At 76.1% G+C, this 19,390-nt stretch carries 20 protein-coding genes; 9 read left to right on the top strand and 11 right to left on the bottom strand.

Features of this window, described 5'->3' with window-relative positions; genetic code table 11:
- Positions 1-15 precede the first annotated feature (15 nt).
- Together ACGFXC_RS22420 and ACGFXC_RS22415 are read right to left on the bottom strand one after the other, a co-directional pair.
- Positions 16-1,059: a PDR/VanB family oxidoreductase gene (locus ACGFXC_RS22420; RefSeq protein ID WP_393715329.1), complete on the bottom strand. Its 1,044-nt coding sequence runs from the start codon at positions 1,057-1,059 to the stop codon at positions 16-18.
- Positions 1,056-1,952: a metal-dependent hydrolase gene (locus ACGFXC_RS22415; RefSeq protein ID WP_393715327.1), complete on the bottom strand. Its 897-nt coding sequence runs from the start codon at positions 1,950-1,952 to the stop codon at positions 1,056-1,058. Before ACGFXC_RS22415 ends, ACGFXC_RS22420 begins: the two co-directional genes overlap by 4 nt.
- A gap of 211 nt (positions 1,953-2,163) precedes the next feature.
- On the opposite strand from ACGFXC_RS22415, the gene ACGFXC_RS22410 reads away from it, so the two are divergent.
- Positions 2,164-2,832 carry a DUF5701 family protein gene (locus tag ACGFXC_RS22410; RefSeq protein ID WP_393715325.1) on the top strand — a complete coding sequence of 223 codons (669 nt, stop codon included), beginning with the start codon at positions 2,164-2,166 and terminating at the stop codon, positions 2,830-2,832.
- A 156-nt stretch (positions 2,833-2,988) separates the two neighbouring features.
- Here ACGFXC_RS22410 and ACGFXC_RS22405 read toward each other — a convergent pair whose 3' ends face one another.
- The 3 genes from ACGFXC_RS22405 to ACGFXC_RS22395 form a co-directional block, all read right to left on the bottom strand.
- Entirely contained in the window at positions 2,989-4,911 is a 1,923-nt protein-coding gene (locus ACGFXC_RS22405) for a hypothetical protein (RefSeq protein WP_393715323.1), read from the bottom strand.
- A 108-nt stretch (positions 4,912-5,019) separates the two neighbouring features.
- Positions 5,020-5,814, bottom strand: coding sequence for a tyrosine-protein phosphatase (locus ACGFXC_RS22400; RefSeq protein WP_393715321.1), 795 nt, complete (start codon positions 5,812-5,814; stop codon positions 5,020-5,022).
- Between the two features lie 90 nt (positions 5,815-5,904).
- Positions 5,905-6,516 carry a rhomboid-like protein gene (locus tag ACGFXC_RS22395; protein WP_393715319.1) on the bottom strand — a complete coding sequence of 204 codons (612 nt, stop codon included), beginning with the start codon at positions 6,514-6,516 and terminating at the stop codon, positions 5,905-5,907.
- Positions 6,517-6,581: 65 nt separating this feature from the next.
- On the opposite strand from ACGFXC_RS22395, the gene ACGFXC_RS22390 reads away from it, so the two are divergent.
- Positions 6,582-7,481, top strand: coding sequence for a hypothetical protein (locus ACGFXC_RS22390; protein WP_393715317.1), 900 nt, complete (start codon positions 6,582-6,584; stop codon positions 7,479-7,481).
- Between the two features lie 77 nt (positions 7,482-7,558).
- Entirely contained in the window at positions 7,559-9,022 is a 1,464-nt protein-coding gene (locus ACGFXC_RS22385) for a PepSY-associated TM helix domain-containing protein (RefSeq protein ID WP_393715315.1), read from the top strand.
- 60 nt (positions 9,023-9,082) lie between these two features.
- Here the strand turns inward: ACGFXC_RS22385 and ACGFXC_RS22380 are convergent, their stop codons facing one another.
- On the bottom strand, positions 9,083-9,676 hold the full coding sequence (locus ACGFXC_RS22380) for a winged helix-turn-helix domain-containing protein (protein WP_393715313.1): 594 nt from the start codon (positions 9,674-9,676) through the stop codon (positions 9,083-9,085).
- 525 nt (positions 9,677-10,201) lie between these two features.
- Here ACGFXC_RS22380 and ACGFXC_RS22375 point away from each other — a divergent pair.
- On the top strand, positions 10,202-11,143 hold the full coding sequence (locus ACGFXC_RS22375) for a Gfo/Idh/MocA family protein (RefSeq protein WP_393715384.1): 942 nt from the start codon (positions 10,202-10,204) through the stop codon (positions 11,141-11,143).
- A 44-nt stretch (positions 11,144-11,187) separates the two neighbouring features.
- Here ACGFXC_RS22375 and ACGFXC_RS22370 read toward each other — a convergent pair whose 3' ends face one another.
- Positions 11,188-11,739 (bottom strand): hypothetical protein, encoded by a 552-nt coding sequence (locus ACGFXC_RS22370; protein WP_393715311.1) that lies wholly within the window; start codon positions 11,737-11,739, stop codon positions 11,188-11,190.
- 100 nt (positions 11,740-11,839) lie between these two features.
- Positions 11,840-12,214, bottom strand: coding sequence for an ArsC/Spx/MgsR family protein (locus ACGFXC_RS22365; RefSeq protein WP_393715309.1), 375 nt, complete (start codon positions 12,212-12,214; stop codon positions 11,840-11,842).
- A 107-nt stretch (positions 12,215-12,321) separates the two neighbouring features.
- Between ACGFXC_RS22365 and ACGFXC_RS22360 the strand changes: the two genes are divergently transcribed.
- Positions 12,322-12,576, top strand: coding sequence for a hypothetical protein (locus ACGFXC_RS22360; protein ID WP_393715307.1), 255 nt, complete (start codon positions 12,322-12,324; stop codon positions 12,574-12,576).
- Here ACGFXC_RS22360 and ACGFXC_RS22355 read toward each other — a convergent pair.
- Positions 12,516-12,743, bottom strand: a complete 228-nt coding sequence (locus ACGFXC_RS22355; RefSeq protein ID WP_393715305.1) for a hypothetical protein — start codon at positions 12,741-12,743, stop codon at positions 12,516-12,518. The genes ACGFXC_RS22360 and ACGFXC_RS22355 overlap by 61 nt on opposite strands.
- Positions 12,744-12,860: 117 nt before the next feature.
- Complete coding sequence (locus ACGFXC_RS22350; protein ID WP_393715303.1) at positions 12,861-13,952, bottom strand: PP2C family protein-serine/threonine phosphatase; 1,092 nt, start codon at positions 13,950-13,952, stop codon at positions 12,861-12,863.
- A gap of 77 nt (positions 13,953-14,029) precedes the next feature.
- Here ACGFXC_RS22350 and ACGFXC_RS22345 point away from each other — a divergent pair, with 77 nt between their 5' ends.
- The 3 genes from ACGFXC_RS22345 to ACGFXC_RS22335 all read left to right on the top strand — a co-directional run bounded on the left by ACGFXC_RS22345 (position 14,030) and on the right by ACGFXC_RS22335 (position 17,365).
- Positions 14,030-14,719 (top strand): VIT family protein, encoded by a 690-nt coding sequence (locus ACGFXC_RS22345; RefSeq protein WP_393715301.1) that lies wholly within the window; start codon positions 14,030-14,032, stop codon positions 14,717-14,719.
- A gap of 321 nt (positions 14,720-15,040) precedes the next feature.
- Positions 15,041-15,931, top strand: coding sequence for a TIGR01777 family oxidoreductase (locus tag ACGFXC_RS22340; RefSeq protein ID WP_393715299.1), 891 nt, complete (start codon positions 15,041-15,043; stop codon positions 15,929-15,931).
- A gap of 159 nt (positions 15,932-16,090) precedes the next feature.
- Complete coding sequence (locus ACGFXC_RS22335; protein ID WP_393715297.1) at positions 16,091-17,365, top strand: FAD-dependent oxidoreductase; 1,275 nt, start codon at positions 16,091-16,093, stop codon at positions 17,363-17,365.
- 82 nt (positions 17,366-17,447) lie between these two features.
- Here ACGFXC_RS22335 and ACGFXC_RS22330 read toward each other — a convergent pair whose 3' ends face one another.
- The gene (locus ACGFXC_RS22330) at positions 17,448-18,884 is read right to left on the bottom strand and encodes a regulator (protein WP_393715296.1); all 1,437 of its coding nucleotides are present in this window, start codon (positions 18,882-18,884) and stop codon (positions 17,448-17,450) included.
- Between the two features lie 172 nt (positions 18,885-19,056).
- On the opposite strand from ACGFXC_RS22330, the gene ACGFXC_RS22325 reads away from it, so the two are divergent.
- On the top strand, positions 19,057-19,390 hold a 334-nt coding region (locus ACGFXC_RS22325; RefSeq protein ID WP_393715294.1), incomplete at its 3' end, for a hypothetical protein.

Here is a 19,390-nt window from a genome sequence, read left to right as displayed (position 1 = left end):
GGGGGGAAGCGGAAGTCAAAGGTCCAAGGTCAGGCGGTCCCCGGCCGCGCGCGAGACGCACAGCAGCATCGAGTCCGCGCGCTCCCCGTCGGTGAGGAGCTCGTCGTGGTGCTCCACCCCGCCCGCCAGCACCCGGTGTTGGCAGGTCCCGCAGAACCCCTGCTCACAGGAGTACGGAGTGTCGGGCAGCAGCCGGCGCACCGCCGTCAGCGCGGACTCCCCGGCCCCGACCTCGACGGTGCGGCCCGAGCGGCCCAGTTCCACCGTGAAGGGCCGGGCCGCCGCGGCCGCCGCCGGGGCGAAGCGTTCCAGGCGCACCGCCGAGGGGTCCGCGGCGGCCTCCGTGACGGCCCGCATCAGCGGCTCGGGCCCGCAGCAGTAGACCAGGGTGCCGGGCGCGGCGGCCCCGAGCGGGGTCAGGTCCGGCAGTCCCGCCTCGTCCTCGGGGACCACCGTGACCCGGTCCCCGTAGGCGGCGAGTTCGGCGAGGAACGGCATCGAGGCGCGCGAGCGGCCCCCGTACAGCAGGGTCCAATCGGCCCCCGCGGCGGTCGCCGCGCGGAGCATGGGCAGGACCGGGGTGATGCCGATGCCGCCCGCGACGAAGGCGTACGAAGGGGCGGGGAGCAGCTCGAACCGGTTGCGCGGCGGCCGCAGTTCCAGCCAGGTGCCCGCCTCCAGCCGGTCGTGCGCCTCGCGGGAGCCGCCCCGGCCGTCCTCGACGAGCCGGACCGCGACCGTGTAGCGGCCCTCTTCGGCCGGGTCCCCGCACAGCGAGTACTGGCGGACCAGCCCCGAGGGCAGGACGAGGTCGACGTGCGCGCCCGGGGTCCAGGGCGGCAGTCCGGCGGACTCCAGGGTCAGCAGCACCACCCCGTCGGCGGGTTCGGTCCGGGCGGCGACCCGTACGCGCAGCAGTCGGCGCGGCGAGTGCCCCGACACGGGGGTGTCCAGGGCGGGCAGCGGCCACAGCGGGGAGCGCCCGATCCGCCGGCGCAGCGCCCGCCGGGTCAGAACGGCGGCCCCCGCGAGGGCCGTCACGGCCAGCGCCCGCCTCACGGCCGCACCCCGCCGGACGCGCCGGGGGAGGTGGCCAGGTAGGCGACGGCCTGGGCCGTCGAGCCCTCCTGCGAGGGGTGGTACGTACGGGAGAGGTAGGTCGGGATGGACTTCGCCATGGCGCCCGCCGAGGGCAGCACCCCCTGCTGCCCGGCCCGGAAGAACTGGCCGAGCGAGGCCCTGGCGGCGGGCAGCGAGGGGTCGTTCTCCATGAAGAAGCGGGCCCCGCGCTGCCAGAGGAAGACCAGGGCGGTGAAGGCGGTGGCCCAGGTCCTGGCCCGGCGCCGGTAGTTGCCGTCGACGTGCATGAACAGGTCGAAGGCCACCGAGCGGTGTTCGACCTCCTCCGCTCCGTGCCAGCGCAGCAGGTCGAGCATCATCGGGTCCGCGCCGCGGCGGTCGAGCTCGTCGGCGTTGAGGACCCAGTCGCCGAGGAAGGCCGTGTAGTGCTCGATCGCGGCGATCATCGCGACCCGCTCCATCAGCCACCACCGGCTGGCCCTGCCGGGCGGCAGGGTCCGGTCGCCGAGCAGCTTCTCGAACAGCCAGTCCACCTGAGCGGTGTACGGCGTCGGGTCGAGCCCGAGGCTCCGCAGGTGGGGGAGCACGTCGTCGTGCGCGGCGGCGTGCATGGCCTCCTGCCCGATGAAGCCGATGACGTCCGCCCGCAGCCGTTCGTCCGTGATGTACGGGAGGACCTGCTTGTAGACGTGCACGAACCAGCGCTCACCGGCGGGCAGGAGCAGGTGCAGCACGTTGATGGTGTGCCCCGCGAAGGGGTCGCCGGGCAGCCAGTGGAGCGGGGTGTCCTCCCAGGAGAAGGAGACGTTCCGCGCGTGGAGGTCTATGTGTTCCGTCGCCACGGGGGCGGGCGCGAGCGGCGTATTAGACATGGCGTCAATGTACTGATGGGTACGGAGGAGGAAAAGGCCCCTGCACGGCCAATGTGCGACCGGCACCCCCGGCCCCGACCGCCGCCCCCCGCCGGCCCGCGGGTCGGCCGCAGGGATCGGAGCCGCCGACCCGCCGGAGCGCCGGGAACGTTTTCGGGGGGCGCACCCGTTCAGGGGTGGTCCGTGCCCGCCCTGCGAACAGAGGACCGGCTTGACCGACTTCCCGTCTCCCGTACCCGTCCCCGCTGCGCCCCTTCCGCCGCTCGCCGCCCAGGCGGAACACCTGGTCCGGCTCGGTGTGCACGAGATCGCCGCCGTGCCCGCCGAGCAGCTGCGCGCCTTCGCCGCGGCGGCCGGCGCCGCGCGGGAGGACGTCCTGCTCGCCGTCCACCCGGACCGCGCGCCGGCCTCCGCCCTCGCACCGCTGCTCAGCCGGGCGGGCAGGCCCGGCTTCGTCGTCGTCGACATGACGGACGTCGACCGCTTCGCCCCCGACGCCGTCGAGCTCCCCGACGCCCCCCTCTACCTCGTCAGCGGCGTCGACCGCGGGGACCGCATGGCCAACTGGAGCCCGGAGGAGGCGCTGCCGGCCCTCGCGCGGGAGGGCCGCAGCCCGCTGGTGCTGACCGAAGGCATCCACTGGCTCCTCCAGCGGCCGGAAGCCCTGGAGCCGGGCCGCTGCTTCATGACCATCGGCTCCCGGCTGCGCAAGCCGAACGGCACCCCCGACGCCCGCACCCCGGCGATCTGGATCAGCAACGGCACGGGACGCGACGGCCGCGAGCGGCGCGGAGCCCCCAAGGTCGGCTGGTGCTGGTGGGGCAACCGGCACACCTGGCTGGGCTTCGGCTCCGCCACGGGCCGCTCGCCCCAGGGCTGACGGCCGCCGGGCCGAACGCCGTCCGGCCCCACGGCGGCGCCGTCGGGGAACCGCGTACACCACCGGCCCGCCCGGCGGAATCCGGAAGGGACGGCCCAGGGACTGTCGTCGAGTCGTGTCTGCCCCGCGGGCCACGACACGACTCGACGACACCCCCTAGCGCAGCACGCCCGCCTTGGTGCCGTCCGTCAGCTTGCCCGTCAGGTCGACCTGCGCGCCCTCCGGGGCCTTCACCGCCAGCCGGTTGCCCGTGGCGGAGCCCGTCACCCCGCCGCCGGACACCGACAGCGAGGCGAACTGCGCGCTGCCCGCGGCCAGCACGTACCACTGCCCCGCCCGGGACTTCCACAGCACTCCGGCCAGCACCCGCGGCTCGCGGGGCCCGCACGCGGGGGAGCCCTCCGCCTTCGCGGCCTGGGCCGCCCCGGACGCGCCCGGGGCCAGGAACTGGGCCTGCACCCGGTCCGCCGTGCCCTGCCAGGTCTCCGCCCGGGTGCACAGCCAGGCGGCCGTCCCGTCGTTCTCGGGCAGCGGCTGCTTCGCGTACGTCCAGGCGTTGACGGTCCGGACCCCGTGCGAGCGCACCGAGGGCAACAGGCAGGCGATCCGCGCCCAGTCGCCCAGTTCCGCCGCCTCCGTCACGTCCCGCGCGGCCCCCGGCGCGCCGGAGGTCAGCCGGGCCGGGGTCAGCTCGCCCAGGTCCGTGACCAGCCGGGTCGCGCCGTCGCCGGTCAGCGACAGGGCGTTCCAGCTCGTACAGTTCCCGCCCGGCGCCGGGCCCACCAGGGGCGGGGTGACCCCGTCCGGGGTGAGCTTGAGGGCCGCCGGGGCCTCGGCCGGCTTGAGCAGGTCGCGCAGGGCCGCGCCGGTGACCCAGGGGGCCGTCAGGTAGCGGACGTTGCCGTCGACCCGGCTGAGCACCAGGCCCGTCGCCGTGTCCGCCGAGGCCCCGTCGGTCCGGGCGAAGTCCAGCGCCGCGCCCGCGGTGCCGCTGCGCGGCTCGGCGTACCGGACCACGCGCAGCCCGTCGTACATCAGGACCACCACCGCCTGGTCGACGGTCCCCGCGAACAGCAGCTGGGCCGGGCCCATCGGCGGCCCCGACGGGGTGCCGGGCGTGGCCGACACCACCACCGCCCGGCCCGGCCGGGCCCAGACGGCCAGCGCCCGGCGCAGCAGCCCGGCGTCCCCGGCGCGGTCACCGCGGGCGGGCCAGGCGGAGAAGTCCGTACGGGAGGACGTGCGCCACACGGCGGGAGCGACCCGCACCAGCTGCGCCGGGTCCAGGGCCGCCTGCGCCGCCGCGTTCAGCGCGTACGGCGGGGCCGCGGGCCCGTCCGAGCCCCAGCCCCCGCCCGGCAGCGCCAGCAGCGCCCCGCACACCGCGAGGGCCGCCGCCCCCGCCAGCGAGGCCCGCGCGAACCGGCGGCGGCGCAGCAGGTCGGTGGGCCGGGCCTGGAGCACGCACGGATCGAACTCGGGGGAGGAGAAGAGGGCGTCGTGCGCCGGGTCCCCCGACTCCGCGAGCGCCGCCGCGGGATCGGCCACCCCCGCCTCGGCGAGCACCCGGAGCACCTCGGGCTCCGCGAGCCCCTCCAGCGCCCGCAGGACGCAGGCCGCCCGGCCGGGTCCGCCCAGCGTGGCCAGCCACTGGTCCAGCGCCAGCTCCTCGGCCCCGCCCGCCCGCGGGAACAGCCGCAGCCCCCACACCCGGGGCAGCGGGGCCGGCAGCTGCCCGCGCAGCGGCAGGGAGCGGAACGTCAGGGGGACCCCCGCCTCCAGGGCGGAGCGCAGCACCCGCAGCCGGACGTACGCGTACCCCGACTCGGCCCCGGCCGGCTCGCCGCGCTGCGCCGGAACCCCGCCCCGCACGTCCGCGGGGACGACGCCCCGCCGCCCGCGCGGCAGCGCCCGCTGGGTCAGCGAATGGGCGGTGAGCACCCGCCGGTTGCGGCCGAGGGCGGGCGGCAGCACCAGATAGGCGAGCCGCACCAGCCGGGGGTAGTGCTCGACGATGGCGGCCTCGGCCTGCTCGACGTCGGGAGCAAGGGGGCGGGTGGCGGTATCCGGCGCAGTCACGTTCAGCAGAACGAGCGAATCGTCGGATGGTCACCCGTGCCCAGCGCGCACGTTCGGACGAACCGGGGCGCCCCGGGGCGCCCCGGGGCGGACCGGCGGCCGGTCCCGTCAGACGACGAGCCGGTCGCGCAGCGCCTCGACCGTCCCGTCCTCGACGCCCAGGCCCTCCCGCACGTACTTCTCCATCGACCCGTACCGCAGCCGTACCTCGTCCAGGCCCGCCTCCAGGTAGGAGGGGAAGACCCCGATCAGTGCCAGCGCGATGTCCGGGTCCCCGCCCGCGACCGTGAAGCCCTCGATCATCGGGGCGAAGGCCGCCTTCACCGCCGGGTTCACCGACAGGTACTCGGCCATCAGGGTCTCGTCGTCCGCGCCGAGCAGCGAGAGGATCACGGTCGCGCCCCAGCCCGTACGGTCCTTGCCGGCCGTGCAGTGGAACAGCAGCGGCCCGGCATCGGGGTCGGCCGCCTCGGTGAGCAGCGTGCGGTAGGCGGCGTGCGCCGAGCCCGTCGCGACGAAGGACCGGTACACCGAGCCGAACAGGGCCTGCGCCTTGCCGCCGCCCAGGTGCTCCTCGGCGACCACCGGGTCGGCGAGCAGGTCCTTGAGCTGCGTGGCGGCGGGCATCCGGCCCTCGCTCATCTTGTCGGCCAGCACGTCGCGCACCAGCAGCCGCGCCCCGGCCGGTATCCGGTCGGGGTGGTCGGCGCGCTCCGCGTCGCTGCGGAAGTCGATGACCGTACGCAGTCCCAGCCCGGCCACCGCCGGGTCGGCGGCGGGGTCGAGGCGGTCGAGCGAGCCGGACCGCAGCACGAGGCCGTGGCGGACGGAGCGGCCGCCGGCGAGCGGGGTGCCACCGAGGTCGCGCAGGTTGGCGACGGTGGTGGAGGGCGTGGCGGTCATCGTGGCGGCTCCAGTGGTGGTGCGGCTCGGGGGCGGAGAGTCATTGACTCGTGTCATTCATGCTTGTTCATGGCAAGGACCGCAAAAGGGTCACGCAAGAGCGATTTTGCGATGATTCCTTCGGGAAAGACAATCGACGGCCAGCGAGACGCCGATGCCGAGTCCGAGCGCCACCAGGTGCCCCGCGTCGGTGAAGGTGCGCTCCCGGCGCAGCACCGGCCGCACGGCGAGCGCCAGCAGTCCGGCCCGGGCCGTGGTGCGCACCGCGCCGCGCGGCAGGGCCGAGGTGAGGGCGCCGAGCACGGCGTTGAGCCCGTAGCTCGCGCCCACGTCCAGGGCCCGCCGGGTCTCGGGGCCGGCGGTGCGCCGCAGCACCCCGTGGACGAGCAGCGTCGCGGTGGTGTGCCCGAAGAGGAACACCGCGGCCGTCCACCAGGCGCCGTGGGCGTACTCCGCGTAGCCCAGCACCGCGACCAGCAGGAGCGCGTAGGGCAGCGGCATGGGCTCCTCGACCACGCACGCGCTGGTCAGCAGGGTCTCCCAGCGGCCGGAGTCGAGGTTGTCGACGTTGGTCGAGCAGGCGCGCAGCACCCGCTCACGCTCCGCGGGCTCCAGCCGCTCCAGGGCGTGGGAGCCGAGCTGGACCCCGCCGGTGTAGAGCGTGCTCAGCGGCAGCGGCCAGGTGCTCGGCAGTGGATTCACCCGCTCATGATCGGATACGGCCCCGTGGTGCCCGGCACCGGGCCCCGTGGGAGCATGACCCGAACATGTCTGACACCCGGCAGCGCGCCCCGATGCGCGCCACGCGGGCCGCGATGTTCGCGGCGGTGTGCGTGGTCTTGGCCGCGGTGGGGCATTCGTCCATGTCCGGGATGAACATCCCCTTCGGGTGGCTCCTGGGGGCGTTCGCGGTGACGGCCGGACTCGCCTGGCCGGCCACCGGGCGGCGCTGCGGACCCGTCGGCATCAGTGCCGCGCTGCTCGGCGTCCAGGCGGCCCTGCACCTCGCCTTCTCCGCGAGCGGCGCGCACGCCCGCATGCCGGGGGCGCGGGGCCCCGGCCACCACCACACCGGACCCGCCGCCCCGGCTGCGCCGGCCGCCTCCGAGGCCCACGGCATGCCCGCCCACGGCACCCCCGGCACGGCCGCTCACGGCACCGCCGGTATGGACGCCGTGGCGGGCTCGGCCGCCCAGGGTGCCGCGGATGCGCACGCCGTGGCGGACACGGCCGCCCACGGAGTGACCGGCGCGGCCGATGCGGCTGCGTACGCCGCCTCCGGGATGGCCGACATGGCCGGGGACGGCGCGGCCGGGCCGGCCGGGCTGCTCGCGATGGCCGGGCACGGGGGCTTCGGGATGATCGCCGCCCACGTGCTCGCCGGGCTCTTCTGCGCCGCGTGGCTGGCGTGGGGCGAGGCCGCCGTCTTCCGGCTGGCCGGGGCCCTGGGCGCGACCGCCCTGCTCGCCGCCCGGCCGCTGGCCCGCGCGCTGGCCCTGGTCCGGACCCGGGTGGTCCCCGTACCGGCGCCGCCCGCGCACCGTCCGCCGTACGTACGGCCACGCCGGCTGCGCGGGGCCGTCCACGCCCACACCGCGGTCCGCAGGGGTCCGCCCGGAGCGCGGCCCGTCCGCGCCACGGCCCCCGGTCGTCCTGCCCGCGCCTGACCGGCGCACCCCCGTCCGTCGAGGGGGCGAGACCCGGGGCCTTCCACCCATGTCTTCGCCAACCCCTGAGGACCCACATGTCCCTCGATGAACTCCACGACGTCCCCGCACGGGACCCGGAGAACCCACCCGCCGGTGCCCCCGCCCGTTCCGCCGGAGGCTCCGGCTGGGCCGCCCTGCGGCCGCTGCTCCTGCGGCTGCACTTCTACGCGGGGCTGCTGATAGCCCCGCTGCTGTTCCTCGCCGCCACCACCGGCCTGCTGTACGCCGGTTCGTGGCAGGCGGAGAAGGTCCTCTACTCCGACGAGCTGACAGTGCCCCGCGTCGGCGAGGCCGCCGTCCCGCTCGCCACCCAGGTGAAGGCCGCCCGCGGCGCCGTCCCCGAGGGCGAGGTGATCGGCGTCTGGCCCGCTCCGGAGCCGGACGCCACCACCCGCGTGATCATGGAACGGCCGGGGCTGGGGGAGGGCGAGACCCTCACCGTCTTCGTCGACCCCTACACCGCCGACGTGCGCGGGCAGCTCACCACCGCCGGTGACGCGCTGCCGCTGCGCGCCTGGCTGAGCGAGTTCCACTCCAGCCTCCAGCTGGGCGAGTTCGGCCGGAACTACAGCGAACTCGCCGCCAGCTGGCTCTGGGTGGTCGCGCTGGGCGGCGTCGCCCTGTGGGCCGGCCGCCGCCGCTCCCGCCGGGCGGACCTGGTCCGCCCCGAGCGCGGGGCCACCGGCCGGCGCCGCGTCCTGTCCTGGCACGGCACCGTCGGGCTGTGGGCGGCCGTCGGTCTCGTGGCCCTCTCCGCCACCGGCCTGACCTGGTCGCGCTACGCGGGAGAGAACATCGGGCAGCTCCAGGACCGGCTCGGCGGAGCCACCCCGTCGGTGGCCGCAGCCCTCACCGGGGGCGCCGCCGCGGGCTCCGACGAGCACGCCGGCCACGTCATGACCGAGGGCATGGAGATGCCCCCGCCGGCCCCGACCGCGGACGTCGGCATCGACCGGGCGGTCGCCGCGGCCCGGGCCGCCGGGGTCACCGAGGACCTGCGCGTCACCCTGCCCACGGGCGGCAAGGGCTATGTGGTCAAGGAGAACGACAAGACGCTGCCGGTGCACCTGGACGCGGTCGCCGTCGACCCCGCCGACGGCCGGGTCATGGACGAACTGCGCTTCGCCGACTACCCGTTGCTCGCGCAGCTCACCCGCTTCGGCATCGACCTGCACATGGGCCTGACCCTCGGCGTCGTGGGCCAGCTCCTGCTGGCCGCGCTCGCCGTCGCGGTGATGTTCCTCGTGGTGTGGGGCTACCGGATGTGGTGGATGCGCAGGCCCACCAAGGACCGGCGGCTCTCCGTGGGCCGCGCGCAGCCGCGCGGTGCCTGGCGGAAGCTGCCGGTGACCGTGCTGCTGCCGTTCGCCTGCGTGACGGCGGTCGTCGGCTGGTTCGTCCCGCTCCTCGGGATCAGCCTGCTCGCCTTCCTCGCCGTCGACGTGGTCCTCGGCTTCGCGGCCGGCCGCCGGAAGAGGTCCGTGGTGGCGCGCGGCTGACGCCCGGCGCGGTTCCGGCGGGCCCGTACTCCCCCTCGTGCGTACGGGCCCGCCGTCGCGTCAGGGCGCGTACTTGTAGCCCACCCGGCGGACGGTCTGGATCGCGCCGCGGTGGGCCGCGCCCAGCTTGCGGCGCAGCCGGGCGATGTGGACGTCTACCGTCCGGCCGTCGCCGACGTGTCCGTAGCCCCAGACGGTGGTCACCAGCTGGTCGCGGCTGTGCACCCGGTGCGGGTGCGCGACGAGGTGGGCCAGCAGCTCGAACTCCAGGTACGTCAGGTCCAGTACCTCGCCGTCCACTTCGGCGGTGCGCTGCGCCGGGTCGATGCGGACCAGGGAGTCGCCCGCGGCGGCCGGGGCCGCTCCGGCGGCCTGGGCCGGCGGGGCGGGGACGGACTGCGGGGCGAAGGCGATCGGCTGCTGGTCGGCGGGTACGAGGACCAGGTAGCCGACCATCGGCGGCTGCCCGGGCAGCGTCGGCAGGGCGTGCTGCGGGGCGGGGAGCCAGGTGGCGCCGGGCGGGAGCAGGTCCACGACGCGGGCCACCTCGTCCCGGTCCACGGCCCGCAGCCGGTGGCGCGGACTGGGCGGGAAGGTCAGGGGGGCGGAGGCCGCGGCGGGCGCGGCGGAAGTGAGGGAGCGGGTGTTCGCCATGAGTGGTCAGCTCTTTCACGCGGAGTGGTCGGCAGGAGACGTACGTGTGACGTAGTCGTCGTTGTCGTACCGCGCGGACCGAAGGCCCCGGGAGGGTCTGCTCGTGAGGTCCCGGAAGGCTTTAGAGGGCCGGCGCGTTCTTCGCGCGGCAACACACCCGGTCGAAATCGTGGTCCTGACGGGACGGCCAGAACGGCTCGAGGTCGCCACGACCGGTCGAGGAGTGCGAGTGGCTGGCCATGTGCGTCATTCAAGCAGATGTCCGGGGCCCAGGGCAGACCTCGTCTCAACTCGTGGAGCGGAATCTCATATTCAGCAATCAAGATGTCGTCAGACCGCAATAATCCCGGCGAAAGGCCTGGGCCCGGGGGCCGCTCCCGGTCCTCCGCGACGGCCACGCGTCTCGCATGCCGGTCAGACCGGCCCGTCGCGCCCCGGGCCGAGCGGGCCGTACGGTCCGTGCGGGTCGGCGCCCGCACACCCGTCCGGGTGGGGCATATTGAGCGGGTGAGCATTTCGTACGACGTGAACCCCGCCGGCGAACGGCCCGTGGACGGCTCCGGCCCCGCCCGCCCCCGGGTCGGGCTGCTGGGCACGGGCCCCTGGGCCCACCGCACCCACGCCCCCGCCCTCGCCGCCCACTCCGGCTCCGTCTTCGCGGGCGTGTGGGGCCGCCGCCCCGAGGCCGCGGCCGCGCTGGCCCGGGAGCACGGCGTGAAGGCGTACCAGGAACCCGACGAGCTGTTCGCGGACTGCGACGTCGTGGCCTTCGCCCTGCCGCCGGACGTGCAGGCCCCGCTGGCCGTGCGCGCGGCCGCCGCCGGCTGCCACCTGCTGCTCGACAAGCCCGTCGCGACCACCGTCCCGGACGCCCGCGCCGTGGCCGACGCCGCCGGACGGCACGGCGTGGCCTCCGTCGTCTTCCTCACCCTGCGCTTCGCCGAGCCGACCGCCGGCTGGGTCACCGAACAGGCCGCGCGAACGGGGTGGTTCACCGCCTCCGCGCACTGGCTCGGCGCGGTCTTCCCGCCCGACGGCACGCCCAGCGCGTACGCCGACTCGCCCTGGCGCAAGGCCAAGGGCGGCCTGTGGGACGTCGGGCCGCACGCACTGTCCGTCCTGATCCCGGTGCTGGGCGAGGTCACCGCCGTCACCGCCGCCCGGGGTCCGTCCGACGTGGTCCAGCTGGCCCTGCGGCACGCCTCGGGCGCGGCCAGCACCGCCGTGCTCAGCCTGGGGGCCCCGCGCGCGGCCGCCGGGGTGGGGCTGGAACTGCGCGGGGCCGAGGGCGTTTTCGCACTGCCCGACTGGAGCGATGTGCCGGGCGCCTACGGGCGGGCCCTGGACGCGCTCCTGACCGCCGCCCGCACGGGCGTCCCGGACCCGCGCGACGCCCGCTTCGGGGCCCGGCTGACGGAGATCCTGGTGGCGGCGGAGGGACAGCTCCGCGACTCTCCCGCCGGGTGACCGGCCGTCCCGGGGCCACATGTCCCGGGGCCACGTGAACCGGGCTACTTGATGAGGGCGTTCGCCACGATGATCGCCAGGCCGATCGTGGCGTCCGCCAGCCCGATCAGCAGCGCCGAGCCGAGCCGGTAGCCGACCCGGATCGCGATGAAGGCGCCCCAGGCGAAGAGCAGCGCCGTGTTCAGGCCGAGGCCGACCGCCGTGACCCCGTACGACTCCCAGTGCGCGAGCCCGGCGAACAGGAGCAGGAGCACGGTGGGCAGGGTCGCCACGATCATCGGCCACTCGTTCCACAGGGCCCGCGAGAGCACCCGCCACCGGTGGCCGGCGGAGCCGCTCTGGTGGGTGGTCATGTGGTGGGAGTACCCGTGCGCGAGCGCGGCCGTGGCGGCGGTGACCAGGACCCAGGCGGCGTCGTAGAAGGGCGTGTACTCCCCGCCCTTCTGGTCCAGCGCGGCCAGCAGGCCGCTGGCCAGCACGGTTCCGTACACCCCGCCGAACATCCAGTCGGCCCCCCGCCGCGGTGGCGGGATCGGCTGCCCTCCGGCGGTGTGCGGGGGCACGGCGGTGGGCTGCGGCGGCGACTGCTCGGTCACGGCGGGGGGTCCTTCGGTGCGTCTCGTACGGTTTGTTCCGTTTCGGTACGGGCCCAGCCTACGAGGCGCGGGGTGGGGGCGGGATGAAGGCCGGGTGTGCTCAGGTGGCCTTGCGGGAGAGCGCCTCGCGTACGGCCTCGTCCGAGCGGGCGATCACCGCGGTGCCGTCCTCGGCGGTGATGATCGGGCGCTGGATCAGCTTCGGGTGGGCGGCCAGGTGGGCGATCCAGGCCCGGCGGGCCGTGTCCGTCTCCTCGCGCGGCAGGTCCCGTACGCCGGTCTCCCTCGCCAGCGGGTCGGAGGTGCGCGTGATGTCCCAGGGCTCCAGCCCCAGGCGGCCGAGCACCTCGCGGATCTCGTCCTCGGAGGGCACGTCCTCCAGGTAGCGGCGCACCGTGTAGTCGGCGCCCTCCGCGTCCAGCAGGGTCAGCGCGCCGCGGCACTTCGAACAGGCGGGATTGATCCAGATCTCCATGCCGGCCAGGGTAGCCAGACTCCGTCTGGCCAGGGGCTTTTGTCAGTGCCCCCCGATAAAATCGAGGAAGCACGACAGGAAGCCAACTACCGTTTGGGAGGCTGTAGATGGCCGCTGCCGCGATCATTTCGATGCCCAAGAAGAAGCCGCTGCCGGCGGGGCTGCCCCGCGAGTGGTACGAGAGCCACAACCGCCGCCTCAAGGCGATGCGGCTGGCGATTTCCCTGCTCGACACCGGGACGTACGAGGCCAAGCGCGCCACCAACCGCAAGATCCGGACGATGGCGGTGCGGGTCGGCATTCACCGCCCGTCGAACCTCACCTGCAGGATGGTCCGTTCGTTCATCCGCGAGAGCGCCTGAGGCGTCGCCGGGGCGGCGCTCACCGAGCCGGTCCAGGAGTCGGCGTGGGCGCCGCCGTCGGGGGCGGCGGCGAGGAGCAGCGCTCCGGCCAGGAGGGTCACGGCGGCGGCGGAAGCCGTCGCCGTGGCCGCCCGGATCCGTCGGCGGTGCTTGTACGGTGCGTGCATCGGGGGGGCCTCGGCTTTCCGTTTCCGTGTTCGGGAGGGGACACCGCCGAGGAAAACATGGAAAACGGACGAAAAGGGCCGCTGTTACGTGCCGGTCATCTGATCAGTACGGCGCGGTCACGCGCGTCGCTCCAGGACGGGCGACAGCAGCAGCAGGGCCACGTCGTCGCGCGGGCCGCCCCCGGTGAAGGAGGCCAGGTCCCGCCATACCGCCGGGACCAGGCCCGCCGCGTCGCCGGCCAGCACCGGCAGGCGGGTGGCCAGCGGGTAGAAGTAGCCCGCCGCGTCCCGGGCCTCGGTGACCCCGTCGGTGTAGGCCAGCAGCCGGTCGCCGGACAGCAGGGGGAGTTCGGTCACCGGCGGCGGCCCCGGCGAGGCCAGCCCCAGCCCCAGCGGAGGGCCCGGCTCCACCTCCACCTCCGAGGCCGCGAAATCGCGCAGCAGCAGCACCGGCGGATGCCCGCACGAGACGATGCGCACGAGGTCCCGCCCGGGCGGGAACTCCAGCAGCACCGCCGTCGCGAACAGTTCCGCGTGCGGGGTGCAGTCCACCGCCGCGTCCGCCGCCAGCCGGCGGTCCAGCCGGGCGGCGACCCCGGTCAGCTCCGGGTCGTCCAGCACCGCCTCCCGGAAGGCGCCGAGCAGCGCCACCACCGTGCCGACCGCCGTCAGGCCGTGGCCCTGCACGTCCGCCACCACCGCCCGCACGCCGTACGGCCCGGCCCGTACGTCGTACAGGTCGCCGCCGACCAGCGTGCCGCGCTGCGCCGCCCGGTAGAGCCCGGCGCAGCGCACCCGGCCCACCCGCTCGGGCACCGGCGGCAGTACCGCCATCTGGGCGGCCTCGGCGACCGTACGGACGCTGACCAGCTGGTGGTCCCGGCGCCGGCGCACCCAGGAGATGACCACGCTGAGGGCGCCGACGCTGGCCACCGTGGCCAGGTCGGAGCCCTTGGCGTGGCCCATGCCGAGCTCGGGCACGCCGAGCAGGAGCAGCACCAGGGCGGCGTAGACGGCGGTGCCGGCGGGCCCGTAGGAGAACGCGGCCACGGCGGGCAGGGCGGCCAGGAAGTAGCCCAGCTCGATGTCGCCCGGGGTCACCCACTGGGCGAGGCAGAGCACCAGCATGGCCACCGCGGGCGCGAAGCGGGCCCAGCGGGGCGGCGGCGTGCCGTGCAGGCTGCCCAGGTCCTCCCGTCCGCGTCTCACCCCTCCACCCTGGTACCGGGAACGGGGGCGCGCACGCCGGGTGGCCCCGGCGGGCGGGCGCCCCCAGAGTGGGTTCCGTGACCGATGCGCGGAGCGCGGCGATCAGCACCCGGCTGAACTGGCTGCGGGCCGGGGTGCTCGGGGCCAACGACGGGATCATCTCGACGGCCGGCCTGGTGGTGGGCGTCGCCGGAGCCACCACCTCGCGCACCGCGATCCTCACGGCGGGGGTGGCCGGCCTGCTGGCGGGCGCGCTGTCGATGGCGGCGGGGGAGTACGTGTCGGTCAGCTCGCAGCGGGACTCCGAACGGGCCGCCCTGGAGGTGGAGCGGCGGGAGCTGGCGCGGGAGCCGGACGCGGAGCTGGAGGAACTCACCGGGCTGCTGATGGGCCGGGGCCTGGACCGCGGGCTGGCCCGGGAGGCGGCGGAGCAGCTGACGGAGCGGGACGCGCTGAGGGCGCACGCGCGGGTGGAACTGGGGATCGAGCCGGACGAGCTGGCGAACCCGTGGCACGCGGCGGTCGCGAGCCTGGTCGCCTTCACGGTGGGGGCGCTGCTGCCGCTGCTGGCGATCGTCCTGCCGGGGCCGTCGGGGCGGGTGCCGGTCACGGTGACGGCGGTGCTGGTGGCGCTGACCCTGTGCGGGGTGCTCAGCGCACGGCTGGGCGGGGCGCCGGTGCCGCGCGCGATCGCCCGCAACGTCCTGGGCGGCGCCCTGGCGATGGCCGTCACCTACACGGTGGGCACCCTCCTGGGCACCACCTGACCCGTGCGGGGCCATTGCCGGGGTCCGGCCCCCGGACCCCGGCGCCTCAGACGCCGGCGAGGCCGGGATGGCTGCGACCGCCCGCCGGGCTGGTGGTCCGGGCAGGGGGTGGGGACGGGGTGGGGTGTCGTCCGGGATGTACAACGTGATTCGTTGGCGCGCGGTGCCGCCCCGCAGGGCCACCCCGGAGCGGGCGCCGTAAATCATGCCCGTCCCGGACGGCACCCCACCCCGGCCCCGCCCCCCCGGAACCCCGCCTCCGCCACGCCCGGCCCGGGCGGCGGGAGGATCCCCAGGGCGGGGCGGCGGCAGACTGGGGGGATGCGTATCGCCCTCACCGGATCCTCCGGACTCATCGGCAAGGCCCTCGTACGCTCCCTCCACGCCGACGGCCACGACACCGTCCGCTTCGTCCGCCGCGAGCCCGCCGCCCCCGACGAGGCGCGCTGGGACCCGCGCGCCGGATACGTCGACCCCGCCGGACTCCGCGGCTGCGACGCCGTCGTGCACCTGGCCGGGGCCGGCGTGGGCGACCACCGCTGGACGGCCGCGTACAAGAAGGAGATCCGCGACAGCCGGATCCTCGGCACGGCCGCCGTCGCCCGCGCCGTCGCCGCCCTGGACGTACCGCCCGCGGTGCTGGTCTGCGGCTCCGCCATCGGGTACTACGGCGACACCGGCGACCGCCCCGTCGACGAGGACGCCCCCGCGGGCCGCGGCTTCCTGCCCTCCGTCTGCGTGGACTGGGAGGCGGCCGCCGCTCCCGCCCGGGCCGCCGGGATCCGCACCGTGTCCGCCCGCACCGGGCTGGTGGTCGCGGGCGACGGCGGCGCCTGGGGCAAGCTGTTCCCGATCTTCCGCGCGGGCCTCGGCGGCCGCCTCGGCAACGGTCGCCAGTACTGGTCGTACATCGCCCTGCACGACGAGGTCGCCGCCCTCCGGCACATCATCGACACCCCCTCCCTCACCGGCCCCGTGAACCTCACCGCCCCCGAGCCCCTGACCAACCGTGAGGTCACCGCCGCCATGGGCCGCGTCCTGCACCGCCCGACGGTGTGCGCCGTCCCCGCGCCCGCCATGCGCCTGGCCCTCGGCGAGTTCGCCGGGGACGTGCTGGGCAGTCAGCGCGTGCTGCCCGCCCGCCTGCTGGAGTCCGGCTTCGCCTTCCGCTACCCCGGCATCGACGAGGCCATCAGGGCGGCACTGCCGTAGGACGGGCGCACCGACCGATCACGTGCGACCGTTCGTGACCCGGATGCGACCGTCGTGCGACCGGAGTTGTTCGCAATACCCCACCGGACTCGGGTTCTCCCGGAGCCCGTTGGGGGAAGGAGGTCCCCACACAGCCGCGCCGACCTCGGGGAGGGGCACGTGCTCAGCAGCGCACACCATGCCGCACACCATGCGGACGTCGTCATCGTAGGAGCCGGGGTCTCAGGACTCGCGGCCGCACACCACCTGATCGCGGCGGGGGTCACGGTCAGCGTCCTGGAGGGCGCCGACGATCCCGGAGGCCGGATGGCCACCGACTCGGCCGACGGTTTCCGGCTCGACCGGATCGGCCAGCTCCTCAGCACCACGTACACGGAACCGGCCCGCACCCCCGGCCTGGAGGCGCTCGTCCTGCGCCCCTTCGCCCCCGGGGTCCTGGTGCACGGAGCCGACGGCAGGCAGTCGCGGGCCGGGGCCCTGACCCCCGCCCGCGCCCTGGCCAGCGGCTCCCTGGACCAGGCCCGCCTCAGCGCCGCCCTCGGCCGGCTCGCCGCCCTGCCCGTGGAGCGGCTCCTCGCCCGGCCCGAACGCACCGCCCTGGCCGCCCTGCGCTCCCGCGGCCTGCCACCGCGCACCGTCAACGGGGTCCTGCGGCCCCTGCTCGCCACGCTCCTGCGCGACCCGGAGCTCACCACCTCCAGCCGCGTCGCCGACCTGGCCCTGCGCACCTTCGCCCGGGGCCGGCTCGCCGTGCCGCAGGGCGGCGCGGCCACCCTGCCCGGCCTGCTCGCCGCCGCCCTGCCGCCCGGCACCGTCCGCACCGGGGTCCGCGTCCGGTCGGTGGCCACCAACCTGGTCACCACCGAGGAGCACGGCGACTTCGCCTGCCGCTCCGTCCTCCTCGCCACCGGCGCCCGGGCCGCGGCCGGACTGCTGCCCGGACTGCGGGTGCCGGCCTTCCACGAGGTCACGGTCATCCACCACGCGACCCCCGCCCCGCTGCCCTGGGACGGCTCGCTGCTCCTGGACGCGGACCCCGCCTGGCCGCTCGCCCACACCACCGTGATGAGCGCGGTCGACCCCACCCGGGCCCCGGCCGGCCGCGGCCTGGTCACCACCACCGTGCACGGCCCGCCCCCGCCCGCCCGGACGGTCGCCTCCCGGCTGGCCCGGCTCTACGACACCTCCACCCGGGACTGGGAGCTGCTGGCCGTCCACCACACCCCGGAGGCCGTCCCGGCGATGCCCCCGCCGCACGACCTGCGGCGACCGGTCCGGGTGCTGGCCGGGCTCTACGTGTGCGGGGACCACCGCGACTCCAACACCGTCGACGGCGCCCTGCACTCCGCCCGCCGCGCCGCCACCGCCCTGCTGCGCGACTTCGGGATCCCGCTCCCGGCCCACCACGGAGCGGCCGTCCCGGCCGCCGCCTGAACCACCGCCGCCTGAACCACCGCCGCCCGCACCACCGCCCCCGGGGCCCGGCCCCGGGGGCGGTGGCGCGCCGCGCCGCCGATCAGGACAGCGCGGCCACCCGGTCCCGGTACGTCCGCACCGCCGAGGCGTCCCGGTACGGCTCCAGCCGCCGCTCGAAGTCCCGTACGTACTCCACCGCGCGCACCGACCGCATCTCACCGGCCTGCTGCGCCGCCTCCGCCCCCAGCGCGCACGCCTGGTCCAGCTCGCCCAGCCCCAGCCGCGCCGTCGCCAGCACCACCCGGCAGAACAGCCGCGAACGCGCGTAACCCGGCGCGCGCAGCTGGAGCGAGCGCTCCGCGTGCTGCGCCGAGGCCCGGTACTGCTGGAGGTCGCGGTGGCAGTGCCCGAACTCGTCCGCCAGCTGCGCCTCGTCGAAGGCCCGCGCCCAGTGCGGTACGTCGTCCCCCGGCCGGGCCGCGCCCAGCGAGCGCTCGGCCCGCACCAGCGAGGCCGTCGCCGCCCGCACCTCGCCGAGCACGGCGTGCCCGCGCGCCTCCGCCGCGTGCAGCAGTGCCTGCACCACCGGCGGCGGCCCCGAGCCCACCCCCTGCTGGGCGACCCGGGCCAGCTGGACCGCCTCCCGGCCGTGCCCGAGGTAGACGGCCTGCCGGCTCATCGTCACCAGGACGTACGAGCCGTAGGGCCGGTCCCCGGCGGCCTGCGCGAGCCGCAGGGCCTGGACGAAGTACCGCTGGGCCAGCCCGTGCGCGGCGATGTCGTACGAGGTCCAGCCCGCGAGCCGGGTCAGGTCGGCGGCGGCGGCGAACAGCCGGCGCCCGGTGGTCTCGCCGTAGGTGCCCCGGAGCATCGGCTCGGCCTCGTGCTCCAGGTAGCGCACCAGGGCCTGCCGGGCGTGGCCGCCGCCGTAGGCGTGGTCCAGGGTCCGGAACAGGTCGCCGACCGACCGCAGGGCCGCGATGTCCCCGCCGGTGACGCGCTGGCCCGGCCCCCGGTCGATCTGCCGCTGGCGGGGCACCGAGGCGCGGCCCTGGGCCGGCACCCGGTTCGCGGGGTCCGCGCTGCGGCCCACCCGCTCGTCGGCGCGCCCGATCAGCCAGTCCCGGCTGGGCACCACCAGTCCGGCGGGGGTGAAGGCGATCTTGCGGAGTTCGGCGTGCGAGCCGGAGTCCTTGCGCCACAGCCCGCTCGCGATGTCCACGGCCTCCTCGGGGGTGGCGGCGAACTCCAGGCCCGCGTACACGGGCGCGCAGGCGTCCAGGCCCAGGTCCTGCGCCGACAGCCGCCGCCCCAGGCGCCGGGTGAACACCTCGGCGATCAGTGCCGGGGTGGTCCCGCGGGGCTGCTGGCCGCGCAGCCAGCGGGTCACGGAGGTCTTGTCGTAGCGAAGGTCCAGACCGTGCTCCAGGCCCAGCTGGTCGACGCGGCGGGCGAGCCCGGCGTTGGAGAACCCGGCTTCCGCGATCAGCGCCGCGAGCTGCCGGTTGGGGACGCGCTGGGCAGGTCGTTCCGTCATCGGCTCCACGGTTTCCTGACGTGACGGCCGGAGTCCCGGCCCTGTGAACGGCGTGAATGTAGCGGCCAACTCCGCCCGTGCCGCCCTCTCTGCCCCACATTCATCCGATCGTGTGCCGAATGGGTAGGCCCCTTTACGGACCGTCCCCCGCGGCCCGCGTACGCTGCGCCCCATGACCCGCATGCCCCACGGGGCACATGCCCCCGACACGTACCCCGAGTCCACCGTCCCCCTCCCCGCCCCGGAACTGACCGAGGCGGAGTGCCGCCGCTGCGGCACCTACATCGCGGGACTGGACGGGCGCTACGCCTGCGGGGTGTGCGGCTGGGTCAACGACCACTCCGAGGGCCACCGCCGGCTGCCCGGGGCCGACGAGGACCCGGACCGCCCGCCCGTGGGCCGCAGGCGGCCCCGGCAGCTGCCGGGGCCGCCTGCGGCCCCCGGGGCGCCGGGGGGCGGTGGGGGGCCGCGCGCCCCGCCCAACCCGTGGCGGGGGGGGTATGGGT

This window comes from Streptomyces sp. NPDC048507 (assembly GCF_043199995.1).
In the GTDB taxonomy this organism is placed as follows: Bacteria; Actinomycetota; Actinomycetes; order Streptomycetales; family Streptomycetaceae; genus Streptomyces.
This window is presented reverse-complemented; position numbering and strand designations above follow the sequence as displayed.